At 69.5% G+C, this 18743-nt stretch carries 23 protein-coding genes; 10 read left to right on the forward strand and 13 right to left on the reverse strand.

Annotated features, from left to right (window positions below; all coding sequences use genetic code 11):
* Positions 1-106 precede the first annotated feature (106 nt).
* The 5 genes from ACVFI9_RS04275 to ACVFI9_RS04295 are packed head-to-tail and all read left to right on the forward strand — an operon-like array spanning position 107 to position 3018.
* On the forward strand, positions 107-457 hold the full coding sequence (locus ACVFI9_RS04275; RefSeq protein ID WP_474764804.1) for a metallopeptidase family protein: 351 nt from the start codon (positions 107-109) through the stop codon (positions 455-457).
* A gap of 47 nt (positions 458-504) precedes the next feature.
* A complete protein-coding gene (locus ACVFI9_RS04280) occupies positions 505-1257 on the forward strand; it encodes a DUF998 domain-containing protein (RefSeq protein ID WP_474764805.1) in 753 nt (250 codons plus the stop codon).
* Positions 1254-1628 (forward strand): ArsR/SmtB family transcription factor, encoded by a 375-nt coding sequence (locus tag ACVFI9_RS04285; RefSeq protein ID WP_474764806.1) that lies wholly within the window; start codon positions 1254-1256, stop codon positions 1626-1628. The genes ACVFI9_RS04280 and ACVFI9_RS04285 overlap by 4 nt, the downstream gene beginning before the upstream one ends.
* Positions 1625-2131, forward strand: coding sequence for an SRPBCC family protein (locus ACVFI9_RS04290; protein WP_474764807.1), 507 nt, complete (start codon positions 1625-1627; stop codon positions 2129-2131). The genes ACVFI9_RS04285 and ACVFI9_RS04290 overlap by 4 nt, the downstream gene beginning before the upstream one ends.
* Positions 2132-2160: 29 nt before the next feature.
* Positions 2161-3018, forward strand: coding sequence for an alpha/beta fold hydrolase (locus tag ACVFI9_RS04295; RefSeq protein ID WP_474764808.1), 858 nt, complete (start codon positions 2161-2163; stop codon positions 3016-3018).
* Between the two features lie 32 nt (positions 3019-3050).
* On the opposite strand, the gene ACVFI9_RS04300 is transcribed toward ACVFI9_RS04295, so the two are convergent.
* From ACVFI9_RS04300 to ACVFI9_RS04330, 7 genes are all read right to left on the reverse strand, one after another.
* On the reverse strand, positions 3051-3593 hold the full coding sequence (locus ACVFI9_RS04300; protein ID WP_474764809.1) for a flavodoxin domain-containing protein: 543 nt from the start codon (positions 3591-3593) through the stop codon (positions 3051-3053).
* Between the two features lie 101 nt (positions 3594-3694).
* Positions 3695-6259, reverse strand: coding sequence for a DUF4062 domain-containing protein (locus tag ACVFI9_RS04305; protein WP_474764810.1), 2565 nt, complete (start codon positions 6257-6259; stop codon positions 3695-3697).
* A 9-nt stretch (positions 6260-6268) separates the two neighbouring features.
* The gene (locus ACVFI9_RS04310) at positions 6269-7900 is read right to left on the reverse strand and encodes an MFS transporter (RefSeq protein ID WP_474764811.1); all 1632 of its coding nucleotides are present in this window, start codon (positions 7898-7900) and stop codon (positions 6269-6271) included.
* Entirely contained in the window at positions 7897-8937 is a 1041-nt protein-coding gene (gene glsA / locus ACVFI9_RS04315) for a glutaminase A (protein ID WP_474764812.1), read from the reverse strand. The genes ACVFI9_RS04310 and glsA overlap by 4 nt, the downstream gene beginning before the upstream one ends.
* A 212-nt stretch (positions 8938-9149) precedes the next feature.
* Positions 9150-10148 carry a DUF222 domain-containing protein gene (locus tag ACVFI9_RS04320; RefSeq protein WP_474764813.1) on the reverse strand — a complete coding sequence of 333 codons (999 nt, stop codon included), beginning with the start codon at positions 10146-10148 and terminating at the stop codon, positions 9150-9152.
* 102 nt (positions 10149-10250) lie between these two features.
* Positions 10251-10652: a hypothetical protein gene (locus ACVFI9_RS04325; protein WP_474764814.1), complete on the reverse strand. Its 402-nt coding sequence runs from the start codon at positions 10650-10652 to the stop codon at positions 10251-10253.
* 88 nt (positions 10653-10740) lie between these two features.
* The gene (locus ACVFI9_RS04330; protein WP_474764815.1) at positions 10741-11193 is read right to left on the reverse strand and encodes an Lrp/AsnC family transcriptional regulator; all 453 of its coding nucleotides are present in this window, start codon (positions 11191-11193) and stop codon (positions 10741-10743) included.
* A 161-nt stretch (positions 11194-11354) separates the two neighbouring features.
* Between ACVFI9_RS04330 and ACVFI9_RS04335 the strand changes: the two genes are divergently transcribed.
* Positions 11355-12086 carry a LysE family translocator gene (locus ACVFI9_RS04335; protein WP_474764816.1) on the forward strand — a complete coding sequence of 244 codons (732 nt, stop codon included), beginning with the start codon at positions 11355-11357 and terminating at the stop codon, positions 12084-12086.
* A 102-nt stretch (positions 12087-12188) separates the two neighbouring features.
* On the opposite strand, the gene ACVFI9_RS04340 is transcribed toward ACVFI9_RS04335, so the two are convergent.
* Positions 12189-13022, reverse strand: coding sequence for an alpha/beta fold hydrolase (locus ACVFI9_RS04340; protein ID WP_474764817.1), 834 nt, complete (start codon positions 13020-13022; stop codon positions 12189-12191).
* A gap of 108 nt (positions 13023-13130) precedes the next feature.
* Here ACVFI9_RS04340 and ACVFI9_RS04345 point away from each other — a divergent pair, with 108 nt between their 5' ends.
* The 3 genes from ACVFI9_RS04345 to ACVFI9_RS04355 all read left to right on the forward strand — a co-directional run bounded on the left by ACVFI9_RS04345 (position 13131) and on the right by ACVFI9_RS04355 (position 14979).
* Positions 13131-13679 carry a CGNR zinc finger domain-containing protein gene (locus ACVFI9_RS04345; RefSeq protein ID WP_474764818.1) on the forward strand — a complete coding sequence of 183 codons (549 nt, stop codon included), beginning with the start codon at positions 13131-13133 and terminating at the stop codon, positions 13677-13679.
* Between the two features lie 113 nt (positions 13680-13792).
* Positions 13793-14095 carry a hypothetical protein gene (locus ACVFI9_RS04350; RefSeq protein ID WP_474764819.1) on the forward strand — a complete coding sequence of 101 codons (303 nt, stop codon included), beginning with the start codon at positions 13793-13795 and terminating at the stop codon, positions 14093-14095.
* Between the two features lie 32 nt (positions 14096-14127).
* Positions 14128-14979 (forward strand): NAD(P)H-binding protein, encoded by an 852-nt coding sequence (locus ACVFI9_RS04355; protein WP_474764820.1) that lies wholly within the window; start codon positions 14128-14130, stop codon positions 14977-14979.
* 42 nt (positions 14980-15021) lie between these two features.
* On the opposite strand, the gene ACVFI9_RS04360 is transcribed toward ACVFI9_RS04355, so the two are convergent.
* The 4 genes from ACVFI9_RS04360 to ACVFI9_RS04375 all read right to left on the reverse strand — a co-directional run bounded on the left by ACVFI9_RS04360 (position 15022) and on the right by ACVFI9_RS04375 (position 17003).
* Positions 15022-15399 carry a RidA family protein gene (locus tag ACVFI9_RS04360; protein WP_474764821.1) on the reverse strand — a complete coding sequence of 126 codons (378 nt, stop codon included), beginning with the start codon at positions 15397-15399 and terminating at the stop codon, positions 15022-15024.
* A gap of 33 nt (positions 15400-15432) precedes the next feature.
* Positions 15433-15930 (reverse strand): adenosine-specific kinase, encoded by a 498-nt coding sequence (locus tag ACVFI9_RS04365; RefSeq protein ID WP_474764822.1) that lies wholly within the window; start codon positions 15928-15930, stop codon positions 15433-15435.
* A 197-nt stretch (positions 15931-16127) separates the two neighbouring features.
* Positions 16128-16550, reverse strand: a complete 423-nt coding sequence (locus ACVFI9_RS04370; RefSeq protein WP_474764823.1) for an acyl-CoA thioesterase — start codon at positions 16548-16550, stop codon at positions 16128-16130.
* Positions 16551-16607: 57 nt separating this feature from the next.
* The gene (locus ACVFI9_RS04375; protein ID WP_474764824.1) at positions 16608-17003 is read right to left on the reverse strand and encodes a hypothetical protein; all 396 of its coding nucleotides are present in this window, start codon (positions 17001-17003) and stop codon (positions 16608-16610) included.
* A 126-nt stretch (positions 17004-17129) separates the two neighbouring features.
* Between ACVFI9_RS04375 and ACVFI9_RS04380 the strand changes: the two genes are divergently transcribed.
* Positions 17130-17630 (forward strand): hypothetical protein, encoded by a 501-nt coding sequence (locus ACVFI9_RS04380; RefSeq protein ID WP_474764825.1) that lies wholly within the window; start codon positions 17130-17132, stop codon positions 17628-17630.
* Positions 17631-17664: 34 nt separating this feature from the next.
* On the opposite strand, the gene ACVFI9_RS04385 is transcribed toward ACVFI9_RS04380, so the two are convergent.
* On the reverse strand, positions 17665-18693 hold the full coding sequence (locus tag ACVFI9_RS04385) for a serine hydrolase domain-containing protein (protein WP_474764826.1): 1029 nt from the start codon (positions 18691-18693) through the stop codon (positions 17665-17667).
* Positions 18694-18743 lie beyond the last annotated feature (50 nt).

An 18743-nucleotide genomic window follows, 5' to 3' on the forward strand; every position in this document is an offset into this window, starting at 1 on the left:
TGTGCCGCCACGAGAGGGAGCGCGCTCGCCTCCGGGCGGCTCGGGCGCCCCGGCGAGCGGCGGGCCGGATACCTCGATCGCCCGCGCGAGCGCGCACAATGGGGACATGGTCGACCTGTCCGACGACGAGTTCGAGCGCTTGGTCGGCGAGGTGTTCGATGCGCTTCCCGATGACATGGTGCGTGGACTGGAGAACGTCGGCATCGTCGTCGAGAATCAGCCGGCGGGGGAGCGGCCGCGGCTGTTCGGGCAGTACCGGGGGCGTCCGCTGACCACACGCGGGGTGTACGGCTTCGGGGAGCTTCCCGACCGCATCACGCTCTACAAGAACAACCTCCAGGAGCACAGCGCCGACGTCGACGCGCTGCGCGCGCGGGTGCGCATCACGCTCGTGCACGAGATCGGGCACTACTTCGGGCTCGACGACGGCCGGCTCCGCGAACTCGGCTGGGCGTAACTCAATATCTACTTGCGTGTATATACACACAGGTGTATTCTCGTGATATGACCACACGCAACGCTCCATCGACGCTCCGCATTCGCCGCGCGCCGGCTCGAGTGGCCGTCCTCGGCGGCGTCGGGTTCGTCGTGCTCTTCGTCATCGCGCACCTCGTGCAACCGGGGGTCGATCCCTCGTGGCAACCGCCGAGCGAGCTCGCGCTCGGTCCGGCGGGCTGGGTCATGACCATCGCCTTCCTGACGCTGGGTGCCGCGTGCGCCGGGCTCGCCCTCGCGCTCGCCGCGCAGGTCACGACCTGGCCCGGCCGAATCGGCCTCATCGCCCTGCTCCTCGCCGCGGTCGGATGCCTCGTCGCCGCCGTGTTCTCGGGCGACCCCGCGGTCACGCCCCCCGACGAGGTCACCCTCACCGGCACCCTCCATTCGATCGGGCCCGTGCTGTTCGACGGACTGCCGATCGCGGCCGTCATCCTGGCGATCTCCCTCCCGCGCAACAGCCCCGATTGGCGTCGGTTGCGATGGCCGCTGATCCTCGGCGCGGTGTTCACGGTCGGGGCCACCCTCCTCCTCACGGTGAGCCTGGGCGTGCTCGTGTCGGAGACCGGGCAGCTCGGCCCCGACGTCCCGGTCGGCTGGCAGGGCCGGTTCCTCCTCGTCATCGACGCGCTCTGGGTGGCCGGGGTGGGGGCGGGCGCGCTCTGGCTGCGGCGTCGCGCGGGCGCCGACCGGGAGGCGGCTGCCGCGGCATCCGAGGGCCCCATCGCCGGAACCATCACCGCCGTGGGGCGGCCGCGATGAGCGCCGCCCCCGTGCTCGACCTCGAGGTGCTCACCGCGCTCGCGGAGCCGAATCGGCTTCGCATCGTCGAGCTCCTCCGAGAGGGCGGGCGACCGGTCGGTGAGATCGCCGAGCGCCTGTCTCTGCTCCAGCCGCAGACCTCTCGGCATCTCCGGATCCTCGCCGAAGCGGGTCTGGTGCGCGCCGATCGCCAGGCGCAGTCGCGCGTCTACCACCTGCTGCCGGCACCGTTCCGGTCGCTGGAGGCGTGGCTCGACACGTTCGCCCGGATCTGGGAGACCCGCACCGATCAACTCGACGCCTACTTGTCGGAACTCGAGGCGAAGGAGTCCACGACGCAGGAGCCCACGGTCCGGGAGGGCCAATCGTGACGACGGCGAGGGTCACCAAGGATTTCGAGGGCCGCCGGCTCATCATCGAACGCGACTACGCGGCATCCGCCGAACTGGTGTGGCGCTGCTGGACGGAAGCGGTGCACCTTCGCCGGTGGTGGGGGCCGCACGGCTGGATCGTCGACATCTTCGAGCTCGACGTTCGACCGGGGGGAGTCTGGCGATATCGGATGCGCCCCGACAGCGAGCACGAACTCGACGACGAGCACTGGGGGCGCGCGGTGTATCGCACGGTCGACCCTCCGCGCCGACTCGAATTCGACGATGCGACGACGGATGCGTCGGGCTCGGTGATCGAGGGCAGCGAGATGCCCACGGTGGTGCACCTCGGTCGCCACGCGGGCCGCACGTCGGTCACGATCACGGTCGCCTTCGCCGCCGCCGAGCAACTCGAGGCGGCCGAGGCGATCGGCATGGTCGAGGGATTCACCGAGGCCCTCGATCGACTCGACGGCGCGCTCGCCGCGGCGGCGGACGCGTGAGGTCGGACCCAACCAGGACGGAGCCCACCATGAGGACCAGGACGGGTGTCGAGAGTGCACGTTCCGAGGGATCGGTCGTCTCGGCCGACGGCACCACGATCGCATACGAGCGCTCGGGCGCCGGCCCAGTGATCGTGCTCGTCGCGCCGGCACTCGCGGACCGAACCGACCATCGCCGGCTCGCGGCGCACCTCGCGGAATCGCACACCGTCGTGAACTTCGACCGGCGTGGACGAGGCGCGAGCACCGACGCGGGCGACTGGGCGATCGCTCGCGAGGTGGACGACATCGAGGCGCTCATCGACGCCCACGGTGGAACCGCCGTCGTCTTCGGCGCCTCGTCCGGCGCGGTGTTGGCCCTCGACGCCGCGGCCGCGCTGCCGACGAAGGTCTCGCGCGTCGCCGCATACGAGCCGCCGCTGATCGTCGACGACCGGCGCACGCCGGTGCCGCGCGACCTCGCCGACCGCCTCTCCGCCCTGGTGAGCGAGGGCCGGAATGCCCAGGCGGTGACCGAGTTCAACACCGTCGCCCTCGGCGTGCCGCGGCTCATGGTTGCCGCGATGAAGCTCATGGTCCCCATCTGGCGATCGATGGTGGCGATGGCGCCGACGACGGTCTACGACGTGCGGATCTGCGCGGGGCTGCAGGACGGCGTGCCGCTCACGACCACTCGATGGGCGGCGCTGGACGCGCCGGCACTCGTGCTCGTCGGCGGCAAGGGGGAGCCGTTCATGCGGAGCGGAGGCGAGGCGCTCGCTTCCCTCATCGGCGCGGAGCACCAGGTCGTTCCCGGCGCGCAGCATGCGACGCCGACCATGAGGCCGACGCTGCTCATGCCGGTGCTGGATCGGTTCCTCGGTGCGAGTCAGAATCCCACTGGATGATGGTCCGCGCTCGTCGGCCCGGGTTGCCACGGTCAGGCCGAGGTGGACACGAGCCCGTCGGCGAAGTGCTCGGCGAACCGCTTCACGGCGTCCCATTCCGTGTACACGTAGTCGCGAGACAGGTCGAGGCCGAGGTGGCCGGGCTTGTCCGCGGCGATCTTCTTCATGAGATGCCGCTTGATGAAGCCGTACTCGGTGTACAGCAGTGCGCCGCCGAACAGCGCGACCTTATCGGGGTGCCAGCCCGTCTCCTCCTCGAACTGCTCGAGGTAGCCTTCGGCCTCCTGGGTGTCGCCGTAGGCGGCGAGGCTGACCGAGAAGAACGCCGAAGGCACGCTGGTGAGGGCGTCGAGGTTCTTCTGGACGAGTTCGACGACATGCTTGTCGTGCTTGCCCATGTGGATCGAAGCGCCGATGATCGCGGCATCGTGGTCGCCGGGGAGGGCTTCGCCCAAGGTCTTCACGTCGACCGGGTCGGCCACGTGCCCCTTCTCGCGCAGCACCTCGGCGATCACCTCGGCGATCTTCGCCGTCTGCCCTTCGGTCGTTCCGTAGGCGATGAGCACGGTGGACATCGGGTCCTCCTCGGTCCATTGCAGGCGGGTCGCTGCCCTTCCAATCGTTCTGCGTGCGCAGGCGGCCGTCAGGGGCGAAGGTCCCGCGTGACGCAGGGCGATCAGGCGAGCGCTTCGGCCACGATGTCGGACAGTTCGGCGTCCCGCCCGGCACTCTGCGCCGCCTCGAATTGTTCGGTACCCGGACCTGCTCGGACGCGTTCGAGGATCGGCCGGTAGAACGATGACGTCGCCACCGCGAACATGCCCTTGCGCTCTCGGATGTTCTCCGCCGCACCGAACAAGCGGCCCGCGAATGCCAGGTCGCCAGCACTCGCCGCGACGGCCGAAAGCCCTTCCAGGCCGTACGCTGCCCCCCATTCGCTGCCCGTCTCGGTGCTGAGGAGCAGCGTCTCGGCGAAGTTCGCGCGTGCACCGTCGAGATCACCCGACATCAATCGAGTCCAGCCGAGGTAGTTCAGCGCGCCCGACTCGGTCATCTTGTCGTCGTCGTGTCGCGCCGACGCCAGGGTGTCTTCGAAGACGTGGACTGCGTCAGCGGTGCTTCCGCGCATGAGCTGCATCTGGCCGGCGAGCAGTCCGATGGTGAAGCGGACGAAGGGAGCATCGGCCTGTTCCATCAGGTGAAGGCTGCGTTCGATGTCCTGCTCGGCCCCCTCGAAGTCGGGATGCGCCTGGAGGAGTCGGGAGCTGGCCAGCGACGCGAGCGCCGCGCTCTCTCCGAGGGGATCACCTTCGTCTCTGAAGCGCGTGACGCAGCCCGAGAAGATCTCGATGAAGCTCGGATCGGGCATCCGCTGGAACGCGATGGCATTGGACAAGAACACGGCGATCGTCCTCGCCTTACCGGTGAGTTCGACATCGGGTTCCAGGAGCCGATTCATCCATCGCTCCACTTCGCCGACTTCGCCACGGATCCACCAGAACGAGATGAGCGCCCACACGATGTCCACGATCTCGTTCCACTGCTCGGTGGCGATGAAGTGCGCCAGAGCGGTACGGAGTCCGTCGCGCTCATCGCCGAGCCGCGACATCCATTCCCTCTGGTGGCGATCCAGCAGGGGTCCTCTCGCTCGGGCCGCGAGGTGGACGTAGAATCGCGCGTGCCGTTCCTCGACGTCGAGCAGTGCGCCGCTCGCGGCAAGCTGCTCACGGCCGTACTCGGCGACCGTGGCGAGCATCGTGAACCACGCATGGTCGGCGTGATTCCGCTTCTGCACGAGGCTGCCATCGACGAGCGCGGCGAGGGTCTCGGTGGGGTCGATGCCGGCGATACCCTCGGTCATCCATTCCGCTGCGTCGAACGCGAATCCACCCCGGAAGACGCTGAGGCGCAGCAGTAGTTCCCGTTGGCCGTCGTTCAGGAGATCGGTGCTCCACTCGATCGCCGCTCGCATGGTCTGCTGCCGAGCCGGGAGGTCGCGGGGACCATCGACGAGCATGGGCAATGCCCGATCGAGCCGCGCGAGTATCTCCGTGGGCGTGAGGAGCTGGGTTCGGGCCGCGGCGAGCTCGATCGCCAACGGGGAGCCGTCCAGTGCGTCCGTGATGGAGGAGATCGTGTCCGAATCGCGACCACGCGATTCGAAGTCGTGCTCGAGTTCCTGGGCCCGTTCGAGGAAGAGTGCGGTGGCCGCGTCGCGGGGCAGTGAGCCGAGCTCGATGCTGTGCTCACCGCTGACGCGAAGCCGCACTCGGCTCGTCGCAAGGACGACCATCTGCGAACCGGCGAGCAGGACACCGATCTGCGGTGCCGCCTCGACGACCTGCTCGACGTTGTCCATGACCAGGAGGACGCGCTGACCGGCCACGGCGCGCTGCAGCTTCCGGGCAAGCGGGACTTCGCCGCTGTCCCGGAGTCCGAGTGCGTGGGCGATGGCCGGAATCACCAGCTCGGCATCCTGAAGGGGCGCCAGGTCGACGAACGCGGTGCCGTCGGGGAACGACGTCTCGACGGCGCGGGCCGCAGCGACGGCGAGACGGCTCTTCCCGATGCCTCCCGGTCCGGTGATCGTGATCAGCCTCGCACCGTCTTCGGCGAGGAGGCGAGTGGTCGCCTCCAGTTCGGCCTGGCGGTCGAGCAGCCGAGTCATCGGCGAAGGCAGCCGGATGAATTCGGTGGAGCCGACCTCGGGCAGCGCCTCGACCATCGGTTCTCGTCGCTGCCGGTCGGCTGCTTCGAACCGCTCGGCAAGCAGGGTCGCGAGGTCGTTCGTGAGCAGACGCGCGAGGTCGTCGGAATCGGTGAATGCGACATAGGATGCCTCGTCGTCGTCGCGGATCCGGGCGAGGAGCGCACCCAGGCGGTCCTGCCGGTGCGGGCTCTCCTTGATGTAGACGAGCTTCGGGATGCCAGGAGCGAGGTTCCATTCGTCTTCGAGTCCTGAAACCTGCTCACCGGGGGCAACCCAGCCGTACTCCTTCCAGTAGATGCCGACGAAGATGTCGCTCTGTTCGAGGTAGGCCCGGTAGAGCGATCGAGGCGGATGCGGTCGGGCACCGAGCTCGAACATCACCGGCGCGAGTGCGAGTTGCTCGATCGCTCCACGGGCGGCGCGTCGCTCCGGCGCCAACTCCTTCAGCGTCGAGCTGACGAACACGCGCAGCCGCTGGTCCGGTGTCCGGATGACACCGGGATCTCGGTCCATGCGGAGCGGCTCGATCACGTGTGCCCCTCAGTCCTCCTCCGGCGACGGGTCGGGGATCTCGTCGGGCCGATAGCGCGGCAACCGACTCGCGGGGAAGATCGCGATCGCACTCACGCCCGCGAGGATGAGCAGGCCGGTCTTGAGGGTGAGCAGTCGCGCGTCGGTGTTGATGGCGACGAACTCGTCGACCTGCGACGGTGTGGCCTCGGTGTCGGCCAGGATCTCCTCGAGCTGGTCGTTGCTGACGAAGTTCGCCTCCTGCAGGCTGACCTTATCGGCGAGCTCCGGCGGGAGGTAGAGGTTCTCGGTCACGGCACGCCCGATGTTGATGGACAGCAGGGTCACGAGCAGCGCGCCGGCGACGGCGGTGCCGACACCCGAGGCGAGATTCTGGGTCGTGCCGCGGATCGATCCCACGTCGCCGGCGAGTCGCTTGGGTGCGGCCGTCACGAGCACGTTGAACACGAGGGTGACGAGCGCACCCTGCCCGATGCCGAAGACGATGAGGCCGACGATCGTGGGCACGGTCTCCCAGTTGTTCGTGACGACGAGCGCGAGCCATGCGAGCGCGACCGTGGTGAGGATGAACGACGCCACGCCGATCGTGCGCGAACTGAACCGCGAGTAGAAGCGCACCACGAGCAGCGCCGTGAAGAACACCGTGAGGTTGAACGGCATCATGGCGATCGCGGTGTCGAACGGGGTCCGTCCCTGCACGATCTGGATGTACAGCGGCACCGTGAAGTTGAGTGCGGCTTCGAGCGCGACCACGATGAACATGGCGTAGACCGCGGCGCGCTCGCTCGGCCGCCGCAGGATCGACAGGCTCACGAGCGGCACCTTCCCGCCACGCTCGCGCCGACGCGTCCAGAAGAAGAACGCCTGGCCGAGCACGATCCCGAGCACGATGAGCAGCGGGGCCGGCGAGAGCCCGGCGATGTCGAAGGGCGCCGCGTCCCTCGCGGAGAGGATGCCCCAGGCGTTGAGGTTGTTGAATCCCAGGGTCAGCGACACGATGCCCGCGCCGATGAGCAGTGCGGCGACGAGGTCGATCCGCACGCTGCGGTCGGGCTGGTCCTTGCGAAGCGTGAAGCTGAAGCCGAGCACCGCGAGCGCGACCACCAGCACGACGGCGAACACGGGCCGCCACCCGACGAGGGTGCCGAGCGCACCGCCGATGAGGAACGCGCTGACGCCCGAGATGGCACGCGCGGAGCCGAGTGATCCGATGGCGGTGGCCTGCTGGCGGCCGTGGTAGTTCTCGGCGATCAATGCGACGAGCGACGGCACGATGATGGCGGCGGATGCCCCGGCCAGGACTTGTGCAGCGATGAGCCATCCGATCGACGGACCGAAGAGCATCATGACCGATGACACGGCGAAGACGGCGACCACGACCCGGAAGATCCGGACCCACCCCACGCGCTGGCCGAACTTCGCGCCGACCATGACGAGGGCTGCGACCGAAAGGCCGTAGACGACGATCGTCGTGCTGGCGACCGTCGGCGGCACCTCCAGTTCGTCGACGATGCCGCCGAGCGACACGGGCAGTGCCGCGACGTTGAACGACATGAGCACTTGGGCAAGGAACAACCCGACCATGGGCAGCCAGGAGGTCCGTTCCGTGGTCTCGGTCGCGATGGAGGTCTCAGTGGTCACGATGCGCTCCTTTCGTCCAGGTGCCGCGTGGTTCGGCCCGTCGATGCGTGCACGTCCGAAGCGAAGACATTGAGGCCGAGCGCTCGCGAGAGGTGCGCCGTCGCGAGCTGGCCGCGCACGCTGTTGCCGGCGGTGTCGAGCCGCGGCGAGAAGACCCCGATCCCGGCCTTGCCGGGCGAGACGGTCACGATGCCGCCGGCGACGCCCGACTTGCCGGGCAGTCCGATCTCGAACAGCCACTCGCCCGATCGCTCGTAGAGCCCGTTGGCCGCGAGCACCGCGAGGACGTCCCGGCACACCGCCGCTGAGACGACCCGGCGGCCGGTGACCGGATTGACGCCGCCGTCGGCGAGGGTCGCCCCCATGACAGCGAGGTCGACGGCCGACACCCGCAGGGCGCACTGCCGGGTGTACACGTCGACGACCTCGAGCGGATCGGCGTCGATCCGACCGTAACTCTCGAGCAGACCCCCGATGGCCCGGTTCCGCTGGTTGGTGGCGGCCTCCGAACGGTAGACCTCCTCGTCGACGACGAGGTCGTGCCCGGCGAACTCCGACAGGCCGACTCGAATGGCCTCCCACTGCTCGCCGGGCGAGCCGCCCGGTACCAGCGCGGTGGTCGCGAGCGCTCCGGCGTTGACCATCGGATTCATCGGATGCCCATCGTTCAGTTCGATGGCGACGACGGAGTTGAACGCAAGCCCGGTGTTGTTCACGCCGACGCGTTCGAGGAGCGCCTCATGGCCGATCGCGTCGGACACGAGGGCGTAGACGAACGCCTTCGAGATGGACTGGATCGAGAACTCGACGGATGCCTCGCCCGCCGTATGCACACCGCCGTCGACCTCGACGACACTGACGCCGAACCACTCGGGATCCGCTTCGGCGAGGATCGGGATGTAAGCGGCGACGAGGCCGGATGACTCGGCGCGGGCGTACTCGTGTGCCTCGATCACCAGCTCGTCGACGCGCTCCCAACCGGGTAGCGCTCCGGTCGAGACGCGCTGCTCCACTTCGGCGATGCGCGGCAAGTACACGTCGAACTCCCCCCCGGTGTCAACGAGTCGCTCCGGCGACAAGCCGAACGCTACCGCGCCCAGCCGCCTGCCGCGACCATCGCCGGGATGCCGCCTCGAGGAGCATGTCGCCGCAGAGACGTACACACCCGCACGCGAGGGTTCGGTGGCGCTGCCGGCGGGCGCACCGCATCAGGTTCGGTCGCGCCGCCGGCGGGCGCACCGCATCGATGTCACGCGGCCTGGCTGTCGTGGAGTTGGAATCGTGTTCGGCCGCCGAGTCGTGGCGTTTGGAGCGCGTCGGCCTGGAGCTGCGGGATCGAGCGCCGGTCGTCCACGACCGCGTTGGTGCCGGGGTCGCCGTCGGTGTGGTCAGTGATCGGCATGCCGTCGGCGGGCGCGCGGTCGCCGGGTTCGCGTCGGCGGAGCACGTCGGTGACGAGCGCTTCGATCGCGGTCTTGATCGGGGCGGCGGTTTCGGGGTCGAGGCGGGCGTGCAGGTGCACCAGGCCGCGGCCGTCTTCACGGATCGTCAGCGACCGCTCCTGCCGGAGTTCGTCTTCGCGGGGTTCGACGCCGTCGGGACCGAGGCGTGCTTCGGCCTCGCGGACCCCGCGGAGCAGGGTCTCGAGGGGGACGTGCGCGGCGAGGTCGACGAGCGCGGCTTCGACGACGTCGACCCGACCCGGGTCGGCGTGCATCGCGGCCCGGTCGAGCATCGCCGTGATCGCCGCGGCAGCGTCGATACCGATCGTCGCGGCTTCCAGGGCGGCGGCGACGTGCGGGTGCCGGGACGGCTGTCGTTCACCGGTGAAGGTCTGGCGCCCGGCGGTGGCGGTGCCGACGGTGATCAGTCGTTGCGCGTCGGCGCGGGACGACCCGGTGGATGCCGCGATCAGGCGTACCGGGTTGTGGAACCCATGCGTCTTCGCGAGCCCGGTGTCACCGAACTCCGACCCGGAACGCTTGGTCACCTCGGCCGCGACTCGGGCGAGGAGGGCGTCGGTGTCGCGGCGCACCTTCGCGAGCGCGTCGGCGACGTGCATGAGGCCGGTGTCGCTCAGTTGCTCGACCTCGACCTGCGCGCGCCCATGGACGGCACCCCACGCTGGCATCGCACCCGCCCACACCTCGGTCAGCGCCGCGAGATCGCGCTCGAGCGCGACCAACGCCAACGGCTGCGCCAGCGGCTGCGGCTGCGGTGGCGGAGGTGGCGGTGGGGGTTGTTGCATGCTTCGATCCTGCACCCACCCACCGACATTCAACCCGCGGCGAAATCAACCATGATCAGCCATTCCACGTGTGGAGAATCGATGCAGGCGCCCGCGCACCCACTACTGGGAGAAGCGCACGCTCCGCACCTGCATCGTGTCGCCGTCGGTCCGGATGACGCATCGAACGGCGGCATGCCGCGCGGTGCCGGAGTCGTCGACGAAGCTGACGGTGCCGGAGACGCGTTGTGCGTCGTCGACCGCGGTGACCTCGAACGATCGGGAGAGGTCGATGTCGGTGCGCCCGCGCGCCTCGAGCCGAACCTCTGCAGCGGACCGGCACAGGGACTCTGCGGTGGCCGGCTCCGGCGATCCGGCGGCCATGACGCCGCCCACCACCGCCGCGCCGCCCGCGACGACGAGCACGGGCACCGCGATGCGGGCCCAGAGCGGGATCCGGTCGAGCCGAGTGGGTTTCGATGTGGACGCCACGACAGCAGGTGCCTCTTCGGTTTCAACGTTCATGGGCGCGAAGCTACGCGCCACGTGCGGCCGCGACATCCGTGCGCTCCACGGAGATCCACGGGGTGCAGTCCCTGAGGCGGACTCAGTTTCACAGCGGCAGTGGACGATCGTCGACCACGGTCTTCATGACGAGCGTCGACTGCACCCGAGCGACGCCCGGCAGCGCCGACAGCCGCTCGTCCCAGAGCTTCTCGTACGCGCGAAGATCGGGAACGGCGACCCGCAGCAGGTAATCGGGGTCGCCGAACAGGCGCAGCGCCTGGATGACCTCGGGGATCTCGGCGACCGCGGCGTCGAACGCCGGCACGGTGTCGCGATTGGCCTGCGCCATGGTCACGAAGACGAGCGCCCCGAACCCCATGCCGACGACATCGGCATCGATGACGGCGCGGTAGCCGGTGATGGCTCCGGATGCCTCGAGTGCGCGCAGCCGGCGGTGCGTCGGCGACATGCTGAGGTTCACGCGCTCCGCGAGCTCGGTCAGGCTCAGTCGGCCGTCGCGCTGGAGCTCGGCAAGGATTCTCCGATCGATGGCGTCCATGGGGAGGATTCTTCCACGGATGCCTCCTAGGGCGGCGAAACTGGGCAGCGACTTCCATCGCGACCTCCGTAGCGTTCTGTTCAGGCTCACAAGCCGGAAGACGACAAGCCGGAAGATCACAAGCCGGAAGACGACAAGCCAGAAGACGAAGGAGGAGTGCCGTGGACGCCCAACTGCTGCTCGCGTGCTCGGTGATGATGGTGCTCATGGTGCTGCTGCCCGGCCCCGACTGGGCGTACCTCATCGCCACGGGCATGCGCGAGCGGAGCATCCTGCCGTCGCTCGCGGGGATCCTCATCGGCTACCTCGCCACCGTCGCGGCAGTGGCGGTCGGCGTCGGCGCGGCCGTCGCGGCGGTGCCCTGGTTCATCATCGCGCTGACGTTCGCGGCCGCGATCTACCTCACCTACCTCGGCGTGCGCGTGCTGCGCGACCCGCCCGTGGTCGCGGCGGTCGCGCCGGCCGCTGCTGTCGCGCCGGTCGCCGTCGGCGGGCCGGTCGCGGCGGTCGCACCGACCACGGGCGCGCTGGTCGACGCCGGCGGCGCGCCGCACGAGGCATCCGCTCGACCGCCTCGTCCGTGGATGCGGATGCTGCAGGGTGCCGGGGTGAGCGGGCTGAACCCGAAGGGGCTGCTGGTGCTCGTGGTGCTGCTGCCGCAGTTCACGGATGCCGCGGGCGCGTGGCCGATCCCGGTGCAACTGGCGGTGCTCGGCCTGATCTTCGTCGCTGCCTGCGCGCTGGTCTACTCCGTCGTCGGCTACGGCGCCCGCACCGTGCTGCGCCTGCGGCCGTCGGCGATGCGCCTCGTGTCGCGCATCTCGGGCGGGGCGATGATCGTGCTCGCGGTCGTGCTCGTGGCGGAGCAGGCTGGGCACCTGATCGGCGCATGACCCGGCCGCGTGCGAGCAGCAGGCGAGATCGCCGTGGGGCCCGGGCAACCGCCCGGGCCCCACGGCTGAGTTGCGACGTTGCGGCGACGGTCGAGCGTCGCGCTACTTCTGCACGAAGGCGAGCAGCGCGCGGGTGACCTCATCGGCGTGGGTCCAGAGCATGCCGTGCGGCGCGCCCTCGATCTCGATGTAGTCGGCCGACGGCAGGCGCTTGACGAACTCGCGCGCGGTCGCGTCGATCGGCAGGATCCGGTCGGCGGTGCCGTGCACGATCAGCGTCGGCACGTCGACCTTCTCGATGTCCCCACGGAAGTCGGTCAGCCACGACTGCACGACGGCGGAGGAGGCGAACCATCCGCTCGAGGCCGCGGTGTTCCAGCTCGCGCGCACCGCCGCCTCGCCGATGCGGGTGCCGAGGTTCTCGTCGAGGTTGTAGAAGTCCTGGAAGAACTGGTCGAACCAGGCGTAGCGGTCGGATGTCGCGGCCTGCTCGATGCCGGCGAAGACCTCACCCGGAACGCCCGTGGGGTTGTCGTCGGTGCGCAGCAGGTACGGCTCGAGCGAGGCGAGGAACGCGGCCTTGGCGACGCGCCCGCTCCCGTGCGTGCCGAGGTAGCGCCCGACCTCGCCGGTGCCCATCGAGAAGCCGACGAGGATCGCGTCGCGCACGTCGAGCGTGTCGAGCACGGTCGCGAGGTCGGCGGCGAAGGTGTCGTAGTCGTAGCCGACGGTCGGCTTCGACGAGCGGCCGAATCCACGGCGGTCGTACGTGATCACGCGGTATCCCGCGTCGAGCAGGGCCGCGGACTGCTTCTCCCACGATTCGCCGCTGAGCGGGTAGCCGTGGATCAGCACGACGGGCTGCCCCGTGCCGTGGTCCTCGTAGTAGAGGTCGATGTCGCCCGAGTTCTCGGTTCCGACGGTGATGTACGGCATGGTGCCGGCTCCTTCGTGTTGATTGCCTAACCGGATGGAATGTTCGAAGAGGTTAGGTCGTTGTCCAGTGCAGCACCAGCCGTCATCCGAATATTCCTGGGGGTTAGCATGAACAGCACGAGCCGCGGAGGTGAGCGGATGTCGGTGACCGACCCCCCACGGGAAGCGCCCTCGCTGCTGCTCGACCTCGTGAACTCGCGGCTCGAGTTCGAGGATCACGTCGAGGACGAACTCGAGACCGATGCCGAGGCGTCCGCCTGGCTCATCGCCCACGGCGGCACGGGGGACGCCCGCGAGATCGCAGACGCGCGAGCCGTGCGCCAGCCGCTGCGGCGGTTCCTGCGCGGTGAGGCTCCCATCGAGACCCTCGAACCGTGGACGGCGTCGATCACGCGACGGCCGGCGTTCGGCCCCGGCGGCGTCGACTGGCGCGACGACGTCGATCCCGAGCACGGCGTCGGTGCGCGGGCGATGCTCGAGTGGGCCGACCTGCAGAGCCCGCAGGGCACCCGCATCCGGCCGTGCGCGGCATCCGACTGCCAGCACTTCTTCATCGACACGAGCCGCGCCAATCGCCGGCTCTGGCACTCGATGGAGACCTGCGGCAACCGTGCGAAGGCGCGTCGCCACTACGCACGCCTGCAGGCGCATCCCTGAGCCAGGCTCCATTCGTCCCGGCGACGACGCGCCGGCTCGTCGCGCGTCCTCCCCACCGGGGTGAGTCCCGTCGTGCAGCAGTCCACTGACGGAAGTCCACTGAAAGGAACGACATGTCCGAGATCCTCGAGATCACCACCCTCCGCCCCGCTCCGGGACTGACCGCCGCCGACTTCGTCGCCGCGAACGCCGACATCAACGAGTACCTCCAGCGTCAGCCCGGGTTCCTCTGGCGACGCATCGTCGAGCGCGACGACGGCACGGTGGTCGACATCGTGGCGTACGACAGCCTCGAACACGCCGAGCGCGGCGCCGCGGGCATCACGGGCGAAATGGGGGATTCGCCCGTGCACGCCGCCATCGACCACGGCACCGTCGACTGGCAGATGACCACGGTGCTGCAGGGCATCGGATGACCCGCCAACGCGTGCAGACGAAGGAGAATCCCATGGAACGGCCCGCCGACGAGTCCGGCGAGGGCCGGCTCGTGCTGCTGATCGGCGGCACCGGCAAGGTCGGCACTCGGCTCGCGCGTGCACTCCGCGCTCGCGGGCACCGCGTTCGCGTCGCGAGCCGCAGTGGCGGTGACATCCGCTTCGACTGGCGCGACCCCGAGACGTACGACGCCGCGCTCGCCGGGGTGGAAGCGGCTTTCGTGGTCGGTCCCGGCTCCGCGACGGACTGGTCGCCGCTGCTGCGCGACCTGCTCGCCCGTGCGCAAGCCGCGGGCGTGCATCGGGCGGTGCTCCTCTCGGCGCGGGGCGTCGAGTTCCTGCCCGACGGCGCGGTCGACCGTGCCGAACGGGTCCTGCGCGAGGGACCGGTGGCGTGGAACATCGTGCGCCCTTCGCACTTCGCGCAGAACTTCACCGAGGCGATGTTCGTGCCGGTCGGCGGCGCGGTCGTGGCGCCGGTCGGCGACGGCGCGGAGCCGTTCGTCGACGTCGAGGACGTCGCCGAGGTCGCGGCGGCGCTGCTGACCGGTCCGCGGTTCGAGGGTGAGGTCGTGGAGGTCTCGGGACCCGAGGCGATCGACTTCGTCGACGCGGTCGCCGAACTCGGTCGGGTGGCGGGGCGGGAGTTCGTGTTCGTCGACGAGTCGGCCGACCGGCACGTCGAGCGGCTCCGCGCCGCCGGCACGCCCGAGGGCTACATCACCTGGCGCATGGCGATGCTCGGCGGCATCCGGTCGGGCGACGACGCGTACGTCAGCGACGGCGTGCGGCGGGTGCTCGGCCGGCCCGCGACGTCGTTCGCGGCGTGGGCCGAGCGTGAGGCGGGGGTGCTCGGCACGGGGTGACGGGCGCTCGCCGATGGCTGGCGCGCGCCCGCTGCTGACGGCCTACGCGACGAGTTCGATCTCGACCCGCGCGCCGAGGGGAAGCGCGGCCACCGCAACAGTCGTGCGCGCCGGATACGGGGCGGTGAACACCGTCGCGTAGACCCGGTTCATGGCCGCGAAGTCGGCCATGTCGACGAGGTACACGTTCACCTTGACGACGTCGTCGAAGGTGCGGCCCGCGGCGGTGAGCACCGATTCCAGGTTCGCGAAGACTCGGCGGGTCTGCGCATCCACGTCGCCGTCGACGAGTCGGCCCGTTGCCGGGTCGATCGGGGTCTGGCCCGAGAGGAACAGCGGCCCGGCCGGGTGCCGCGCGGCATGCGAGTACGGGCCCACCGGTTCGGGCGCGTGCGGGTCGGTGATCGTCGAGCGCGGCATGAGTGGAGTCTAGGTCGCTGCGTGCGGTGTCCCTCAGAGCTTGTAGCCGATGGCCCGCAGCAGCGCGCGTCGATCGGCGACGTCGTCATCGGTCTCGACACCGAGCGGCGGCTCTCCGTCGACCACGCCGATCACGCCGCGGCCTCGAGGCGTGACGGCGACGAGGATCTCCACCGGGTTCGCCGTGGCGCAGAAGATCGCGCACACCTCGGACACCGCCTTCACGGGGTTCAGCACGTTGAGCGGAAACCCCTCGCGCAGCAGGATCACGAAGCTGTGCCCGGCCGCGATCGCCGAGGCGTTGCCGGTCGCCAGCTCGACCAATTCGGGATCGTTGCCGGACCGTCGCACCAATCGCGCACCCGAGGCCTCGCAGAACGCCACGCCGAACCGGAGCGATGGGCTGACGCCGACCAGCGCCTCATGAAGGTCGTCGATCGTCTTGATGAAGTGGGCTTGCCCGACCACGACATTCACGTCGTCGGGCTTGTCGATGGGCACGATGTCCCAGGACAGCGTCGTCTCGGTCACCACCCCATCGTGACACGAGCGACTGACGATGGCACCTCCGCACTGATCCGGCGCGAAGCAAAGGCACGACAGTTCGCCGCTGGCTCATGTGAGATGTGCGGGACGTGAGGCGCTTTCGACATGACGCAGACTGAGACACCTTGCCGGCGCGTCACGCAGAACGGCCCGGCCGGGGTTGTCTCCCTCGCGCCGCTCGGTCAGTCGTCGGTCTCGAAGAACGGGGCGGCGTGCTCAGGCGGCCAGTCGGTGGAGCGCCGCGTCCGCGCGTCGACATGGGCCACGATCATGAGGCACGTCGCGACCGTGGTGCCCGAGGCATCCGTCATCGTGCACTCGATGAAGGCGTCGGGGCCTCGGAACTCCCGAACGAACGAGGTGATCGTGATCTCCTGGCCCTCACCGACCGACTTGATGAAGTCGATCTCCATGCGGCGGACCCAGGTCATGAAGCCCAGCGTGCCGAGCGTCGGGAGGTCCCAGCCGGCGTACTTGGCGAGCCCCTCCATGCGGTGGTCGGTGAAGTACCGGGCGTAGTTGCCGGTGCTCACGTGCTGGAACGGATCGAGCTCGGAGAACGCGATGTGGTGCTTGGTCTCGTAGACGACCGGCTTGCTCGTCATCGTGGCTCCGCGTGCGCCGCGGATGGGTTGCGGGATCGAGGCATCAGGTTCCGGATGCTACATCATCGACTGCAGCAACTGCGTGGCCCGCTGGTTGTCGCTCGTCGCGAGCACGACGCGGTTCCTGGCCGCAATGTAGACGAGCGTGATGTTGATCCCGGCGTCGGAGAGCGCGCGTGCCATCGCGCCGAACCGGCCCGGCGTGTCCACGTCGGGGTCGGGGAGCACGGGAGTGACGATCACGTCGGTCTCCGCCTGCACCGAGATGCCGGCGCCGTCGAGCGCCGCCCTGGCTCCAGCGACGTCGTCGACGAGGATGTGAACGGTGCCCGTCCCGCCCTCCATGGTGGCGCAGAGGCCTTCGATGTTGATGCCTGCGTTGCCCAGCGCCTCGCCGAGCCGAGCCCCCTCGCCGGGCCGGTCTTCGAGGGTGACCAAGAGATCCTTCGCCATGGCGGCACCTCCTTCTCGGATGCCTCAGGTCTACGCCCGCCCCCGCCCCGCGTCAACGGGCCGACGATGGCTGCCACTGAACTCCGCCATGATCTCGGCCGACGCCTCCCTCGGTACGCTGGCCGAATGGCAGGGGGGCGACGGGCGTTACGGCGGAAGTACCTCAGTCTCGGCGTCGGCGAACTGGCGGCCGCCGTCGTGTTCGCCGGCGCTGCGATCTGGTTCGTGGGTCCGCGCCTCGGTGGCCCGACGGATCTCGCGGCGCTCTGGTCGGCGCTCACGCCATTGCTCGTCGTCCTCGTGCAGGCGGGCGTGTACTGGATCGCCGCGCGCAGTTGGGTGGAGCGGGAACCCATGCCTGCGGCATCCGCTGCCGTGTTCCGGGTGTTCCGCCTGGTCGACGTCGCGCTCCTGGCGGCCGGACTCCTCGGCGTGATCGTGTGGTGGCCCGGATCGGTGGGGACCGCGCTGGGCGTGCTCGCGGTGTGGGTGTTCGGCGTGATCGAGTACGTGAACTACTTCGTGGTGCGCCTGGCGTATCCCGCCGGTAGGTGGTTCACGATGGTGGGGCAGTGGCGCACCCCTCGGCTCATGCAGGATGTCTGGGCAGCCGCACCCAGGCCGTGACGCCGCCCTGACATTGGGGGATTGACCGTCACCATCAGCCCCACGGGGCGGTACAGGGCTCAGCCGGCGACATCAGCACCGGCCGAAGCAGCGGATTCAGCGCCTTCGAGACTTCCCGGATGGCGTCGCCCGTTCCGCCGTCGCCGTTGCCGAGCACCGCGAGGACCGCGCCGGTGGACGGATAGTAGGCGACGTTCGAGCCGTACCCGGGTTCGGCTCCGGCGTGCGAGACGCTGAGGACGCAGTCGTTTGCGGAGTCGTACACGACACCCGCACCGAGGCCGTACGCGGATCCGGTCTCTTCCGAGATCACCGCGCGATCCGCATAGCGCGCGACCTGCAGCTCGGGAGTCACACCCGCGCCTTCGCCCAGGGCTTCGCCCCAACGGTGAAGGTCGTCAAGGGTCGACACCATGCCGCCGCCCGCCCAGCTCTCGCCGTTCGACCACTCGACGGTGTCGGCCGGATCCCCGAGGTCCGGGCAGAAGCTGGAGTAGCCGTGCGTCAGCGGCGCAGTGACCTTCCCGTCGGGGGCGAACCTGCTGCGCTCCATGCCGAACGGTTCGGTGATGCGGTCGTGGATGAGCGTTGCGAGGTCGTCGCCGGTGACCTGCTCGAGGATGCCGCCGAGCAGGTAGTAGTTCGTGTTGGCGTACTCGAATCCCTCGCCGGGAGCGAAATCGGCGCGCGGGGTCGCCGCGCTGACCGCAATGAGTTCGTCGGACGTCGGGATGGCGTACGGGGCGCTGCAGATGCGGTCGACCTGCGCTCGACCGGCCTCGCCGGTGCCACTCGAGTGGTTCAGCAACATCCGCACCGTGATGTTCGACGCTTCGGGGAACTCGGGATACCACCGGTCGAGGGTGTCGTCGAGGCTGACGTCGAACTCGGGCTCGCCGATCACCTGCAGCATGACCGATCCCACGATCGTCTTGGTGATGCTGCCGATCTTCTGCTGGTTGTCGCGCCCCATCGGCTCCCCGGTCTCGACATCGGCAACGCCCCGCATCGAGACCCATTCCTCCTCGCCGGGGATCCACAGCCCGACGATGACCCCGGGCATGCCGGATGCCGCGAAGCCCTCGTCGAGCGCCGTCTCGAGTTGCGCACGCA

The sequence above is a fragment of the Agromyces sp. NSFZ genome (assembly GCF_056156205.1).